General features: G+C 35.4%; 3 protein-coding genes. 1 reads left to right on the top strand and 2 read right to left on the bottom strand.

Annotated features, from left to right (window positions below):
* Positions 1 to 1,157: 1,157 nt before the first annotated feature.
* Together AFK68_RS45245 and AFK68_RS14625 are read right to left on the bottom strand one after the other, a co-directional pair.
* The coding region (locus tag AFK68_RS45245) for a DNA polymerase beta superfamily protein (protein WP_371357393.1) at positions 1,158 to 1,596 on the bottom strand (439 nt) is incomplete at its 3' end.
* A 297-nt stretch (positions 1,597 to 1,893) separates the two neighbouring features.
* The gene (locus tag AFK68_RS14625) at positions 1,894 to 3,198 is read right to left on the bottom strand and encodes an RNA-guided endonuclease TnpB family protein (protein ID WP_094673440.1); all 1,305 of its coding nucleotides are present in this window, start codon (positions 3,196 to 3,198) and stop codon (positions 1,894 to 1,896) included.
* A 707-nt stretch (positions 3,199 to 3,905) separates the two neighbouring features.
* Between AFK68_RS14625 and AFK68_RS14620 the strand changes: the two genes are divergently transcribed.
* On the top strand, positions 3,906 to 5,438 hold the full coding sequence (locus AFK68_RS14620) for an NADH-quinone oxidoreductase subunit M (RefSeq protein ID WP_094673439.1): 1,533 nt from the start codon (positions 3,906 to 3,908) through the stop codon (positions 5,436 to 5,438).
* The last annotated feature ends 642 nt before the right edge of the window (positions 5,439 to 6,080 follow it).

The following is a 6,080-nucleotide window of genomic DNA, read 5'->3' as shown; positions in this document are numbered from 1 at the left end:
TTATAAGTGATTATCCGCAATTCGTAGCTCCCCCGGAGGGGGCACATGATATAAAAAGTTAAAAAGTGAGTATTTTAGGCAGATAAGGGCATAAAAATTAAGGGATAATTCTTTCTTCTACGTTCTCTAAATTTACCGAAAAATAAAGGTATAAAGCCTTCTATTTCAAGAGAAAAAATAAAAAAAATCCTTTTATTCAATCCTCTTATTTATAAGAAGAGGTAATTATTAATTGTTGAACATCCCTCCTGACTCCTGACTCCTGACTCCTGACTCCTGACTCCTGACTCCTGACTCCTGGCTCCTACCCTTACCACTCATACTTTTTCAGCAAACCCTAATTAACAAACACCTGCCATTTCCACTAATTCCACACAAACATGATTCAAAAATTCCTTATCAATTTGTTCTGGCAATTCTGTTTTAACCTCCTTAATTTCCGCAAATAAATCATCAGCTAAATTTTTCACTTCTTCATAAAAAACATCCCCATTTCTAATAGATAACAAATATTCAGCATCACCAGCTTTTTTTCGATTCACATACAAAACTCCATCCCGCAAAATTTCAATTCCCATTCTTAACAACCGAATACAATGACTCATATGTTTGGCATCATATCCACACTTTTTTTCTAACTCCTTCCGTTGCAAATTCCTACCTTTATTCCAACTACAATAAGCTTCCCATTGACTTAGAGCTTGCCGATAAGCTTGAGTTAAGTGCAACAGATGAATAAAATCATTTTTTGCCCTTGTATATTCTTGAAGTTTCGGTAATAACTCTTCAGAAATTGGATGTTGTTTGAGAATGCCTTTATAATCAATTTTTTCTAACAGCAAGTCTCTTAATTGTTGAGCAGGCTCTAAAAATTCTATGCAGTCTCTAACCAACATATATAGAAATTCCATAAAAGCATTAACTTCAGATTTTGTTAAAGGTCGATAGCTATTTTCATTCAAACCAAAATCTTGAGGTACTGGCTTTTTTTCTGGAGGATTTAATAACCATTTTCTATGAGTTTCAACTCGTTTAATTTGAGAGTAAGCATAACCTGCAAAAGAAGCTCTGATTTTCTGAGAAATAAATGCCTGACGATAAGAAATTAGCTTTTTTCCCACTGCCGATAAATGTAAGTAAAAATCTACATCTAACCNACCATTTTCTATGAGTTTCAACTCGTTTAATTTGAGAGTAAGCATAACCTGCAAAAGAAGCTCTGATTTTCTGAGAAATAAATGCCTGACGATAAGAAATTAGCTTTTTTCCCACTGCCGATAAATGTAAGTAAAAATCTACATCTAACCAGAGTGTTTCTAATATATTCGGATTATTGTTATAAATCAGTGTGAGAAATTTTCTTAACTCATAAATTACACAATCTTTGACATTATCTAATACTGGAAATAAACCTGTTCCTGGTTCATCCCAATCTCGGTCTTTTTGTTCAAAAGATTTGAAGCCTAAATAGTAATCTTTGGGAGCAATAAAAACTCCTTTATAGTCACTGTCAGATGTGGGTGTGGAAGTCCCGTAAGCTTGAGAACCTGTCAGAGCAAGTAATATTAATCCTGATTCTACTGTTTTTCTATCCATCCTCATCAAGTCAAAAGTAAGAAGTTAAAAGTCAGAAGTAAGGGTAGTCCTACATAATAATGGTGATAATATATATTTTTTCTCCCACTTCCCCTACTTCCCACACCTCCTATATACTATGCACAAGAATATCGCTGAAGCTTTTTACGGCCTTTTCCCAAAGCGATATTGTTTCGCAAAACTATTATGTATTATTAAAATAATACTATTGTAGCATAATCAAGATATTTTTGCGATGCAGAAAGATTTTAATGACGAGTTGTCTTGACCTCTCCCCGGCTTAAAAGCGCGGGGATTCTAAGCTGTTGCTACATAGGAGGCTAAAGCCGTCCTGTTTCGCTTTTTAGCTTTGGTTTCCCAGATCCTTAACCTGGTAGCAAGGGTCAAAACTTGCCTACAGACCTTGACTAGGTTTATACCTAATTGTGTCTCTACTTTACGAAGTATATTCGCTGCACCATTTAAATCAGCATTAACTAACAAACCTTTGCCTGTTTGGTACATCCCACGTTTAACTCTTTTCCCTGATGCTTTCCACCCTTCAAGTTTTTCGCCGAAAGTAGGCAGAAAATCCCCATCTAAAAAACTAGCCTTACTGGTATATGACTCTTCTGTTGCCACAAATTTAATCTTGTGTTCCTCACACAATTGTTTGACTCGTTCTTTAAGTTTAGCTGTGGGTATTTGTACAAATGATTGGGTCACTTGGCCTAAATTTGCCTCTTGCCGTTGTCCTTGATTCCATCCAAAAACTACCGTACCAATTTGATGTTTAATACAGTGGTTAACAACCAACCTTGCAGCTTGATTAACTGCATCTCTCATTTGACGGTTACGTTTTTCTGTGATCTTGGCTAATTGCTCATCCCAATAACCTTGTGGCTTACCTTCTTTCAAAGTAGAAACTCGTTTGTTATACCACTGATTCAGGCTTTTCACCTTGCATCCATCAATAATCAAGCTAGTACCAACGTTAGAAACGCAACTTAACCAATTATTAATACCAGGGTCGATTCCCAAAACATTTTGAGGATTTAATTCATGTTGAGGTGCAACCTCTTTCTTGTAGACAAACTCCACATAGAAACATTGATTACGCGGTAGTATCCGTAATTCTTTGAGGTCTACAAACTGTAGATTAGATGGCATTGGTATTAAAAAACTGTCTAATTTAAACCATCGTTTTATGGTTGTTCCTAGAGGAATTCTGATTTGATTCCCAACAATTCTTAAAGCTTGTTTGGGATATGTCACTATTGCCAAACCATCTTTTTTTCGGTATTTAGGAATCCTTGGTTGAAAATGCAGATTACCCTTTTTGTATTTTTTGTTTAACTCTTTAAATGATTTAAAAGATTCCGCAACAGACCTTAATATTTGCTGTGCTGCCTGGGAATATAAAGCTTGATAATGTTTATTTGATTTGTACTCTTTTTCTAGGTCATACTTGCCAATTATTTTTTTGGATTTGAAAAATAATTGGCGACCATAATAAATACCACAATTGGTTAGTTTGTGAGATTCAGAACAAATAAACTCAAGTATTGCAATTAATTCTTTGTCAGGGTTAATTAAATTTTGTTGACATCCATAACTAGACATTCAAGATTATCACCTCCATGAAATCTGAATTGCTATGAGTATACTAATATATGATAAAACATCAAAAATGCCTTTCCGGAAAAAGCATCAATTAGGATTCACTTACATTCTGAAAACAATCCCGCTCCAAGTACTGTCTGTTTTCCAACTGATGAAGATTTAGCTCAACAATTAAAATCTGTCCCAGTAGGGCCAGAAAAACTCACGCAAGTATGACCATATTTAATTAAAAACTGGACAGCACCTTTAAACCTGCCGTGTCTGTTTTCATCCCCTCTCTAAAGAGCAGGGGCTTTCAACGTCCCGTTGATTTTTGGTAAGATGCTTTACTATTGCGCAACAGTAATGAATATATTTCCAGTTTTTGATTAATAATTAATCCGTGACGTTGATATATAGATTGACTTAACTAGGAACATTAATGACTCTCAGTTCATTTTTGATATAGGTTTGATGCTCTACTATTGCGTATATCGCAACAGTAATGAAAATATTTCCAGTTTTTGATTTGTGATTAATCTGTGATGTTGATTTATAGCAGTTACCATTACTAGGGCAAATATTCTCAAACTCTGAAATTTAGCCACAGCAATAATTTAACTTCTAACTTCTGAGTTCTGGCTTTGTTAAAGATTGTCCATCTCCTATAGCTCTATAGTAGAATTGCAAAATTATCGGTAAATTCCCTCAAAAGAAAATATCAAAAAATGCTCAATGGTCTTATTTTAGTTCCACTAATTGGTGCAGGTATTATTAGTTTTTGGCCAAGCACTGTCTCGCCAAAATTAGCCCGTCAACTAGCTTTAACAGTAGCTATTATTAGCTTCTTATGGTCTTTAGTGCTACTTACGCAATTCAATCCACAAGATCCAAATCAACAATTCGTTGTCTTTTTTCCCTGGATAGACTCCCTAGGTTTAAGCTACTCCTTGGGAATGGACGGTTTATCTCTGCCATTAGTAGTATTAAACAGTCTGTTAACCACTATTGCCATCTATGCCACAGACGAATCAATCAAAAGACCTCGTTTTTATTACTCTCTCATACTGTTATTAGCACTTAGCGTATTTGGAGCCTTTCTGGTTCAAGATTTACTGCTGTTTTTCCTCTTTTACGAACTAGAACTCATTCCCTTATACCTATTAATTGCTATCTGGGGAGGGCCAAGACGAGGTTACGCATCCACCAAATTTCTCATCTATACAGCAATTTCAGGAATTCTAGTCCTAGCTGGATTTCTGGGAGTAGTATGGTTAAGCGGTTCTTCCAATTTTGCTTACGACCAAGCATTTGCTCATACCCTACCTTTAGCAACTCAACTATTGTTATTGGGAGCAATAGTCATCGGTTTTGGAATTAAAATTCCTCTAGTTCCCTTCCATACATGGTTACCAGATGCTCACGTTGAAGCCTCCTCACCAATTTCCATACTCTTAGCAGGAGTGCTATTAAAACTAGGAACTTATGGTTTGCTGAGATTTGGATTAAATATGTTTCCTGAAGCTTGGGTGTATATTTCTCCCTGGTTAGCAATATGGGCAGTAGTTAGTGTGCTTTATGCTTCATTTAATGCCATTGCCCAAAAAGACATGAAAAAGATGGTGGCCTATAGTTCGGTTGGTCACATGGGTTACATTTTGTTAGCTAGTGCAGCGGCAACTCCTCTTAGTATTTTGGGAACAGTGTTTCAAATGATTAGCCATGGTCTAATTTCTGCTTTACTATTTTTATTAGTGGGAGTAGTTTACAAAAAAGCAGGTACACGGGATATAGATATATTGCGCGGTCTGTTAAACCCAGAACAAGGTTTACCAATAGTTGGCAGTCTAATGATTTTGGGAGTAATGGCAAGTGCTGGTATTCCAGGAATGGCTGGATTTATTTCAGAATTTTTAGTGTTTAGAGGTAGTTTCAATGTTTTTACGGTTCCAACTATTCTATGTATGATCGGAACCGGGTTAACATCAGTCTATTTTTTGCTTTTAACTAACCGAGTATTTTTTGGGAGGTTATCTGAAATAGTAATTAATTTGTCTCCAGTGCAATTGTCAGATAGAATACCAGGAATTATTTTAGCAGTTCTGATCGTTGTTTTAGGAATACAACCTAACTGGGTTGTGCGTTGGACTGAAACTGAAGCAAATAGAATGAGTATTAGCCAACCCATATTATCGCAGGTTATTCATAGTAATAGGTCGGCGATCGCTGCCGAAGGTTCGATCAATAATTATTCTGAATAGCGAAAGACTTATGCACGGGAACCGAATAAATTAGGTTTTTTGTAGATATCTATTGTTTAAACCAAGGATTTTTCTTAGAAACTAACTAGGTTTATTTAGGTAATATTATATTTGGATAATTAGTTATAAAAAATTCTTTGTCTGTAGTTGCCCTTTAGCACTTGTAGATATATTTGCAGGGCTAAAGTACAACTACGAAGTCCTAATTATTGCTCTGCTGATTAAATATAAAAGTATTTACAGATCAAGATTTTAGCATTTTTAGGTCTTGAAAAATTACCTGTTTTTCACCTCTTAATGCACGGTTCCCGAAAAATCAAAAAGTCAGCATTTCTGCCAAGAGTTAGGCAAAAAAATTATTCCCCTACTTCCCTGCTATCCTACTCCTTAAAAAAGAGTTTTTCAGCACACTCTATTTAGGTAATATTATATTTGGATAATTAGTTATAAAAAAGTCTTTGTCTGTAGTTGCCCTTTAGCACTTGTAGATATATTTGCAGGGCTAAAGTACAACTACGAAGTCCTAATTAGGTCTTGCTGATTAAATATAAAAGTATTTACAGATCAAGATTTTAGCATTTTTAGGTCTTGAAAAATTACCTGTTTTTGAGCTGCTTAATGCACGGTTCCCGAAAAATCAAA

Source organism: Hydrocoleum sp. CS-953 (assembly GCF_002260545.1).
Lineage (GTDB): Bacteria > Cyanobacteriota > Cyanobacteriia > Cyanobacteriales > Microcoleaceae > Trichodesmium.
Note: the sequence above shows the minus strand (reverse complement) of the source record. Positions and strands in the feature narration are given on the sequence as shown.

Coding starts and splice junctions, on each gene's coding strand:
- AFK68_RS14625 (WP_094673440.1), bottom strand. CDS start 3,198: ATGTCTAGTTATGGATGTCAACAAAATTTAATTAACCCTGACAAAGAA.
- AFK68_RS14620 (WP_094673439.1), top strand. CDS start 3,906: ATGCTCAATGGTCTTATTTTAGTTCCACTAATTGGTGCAGGTATTATT.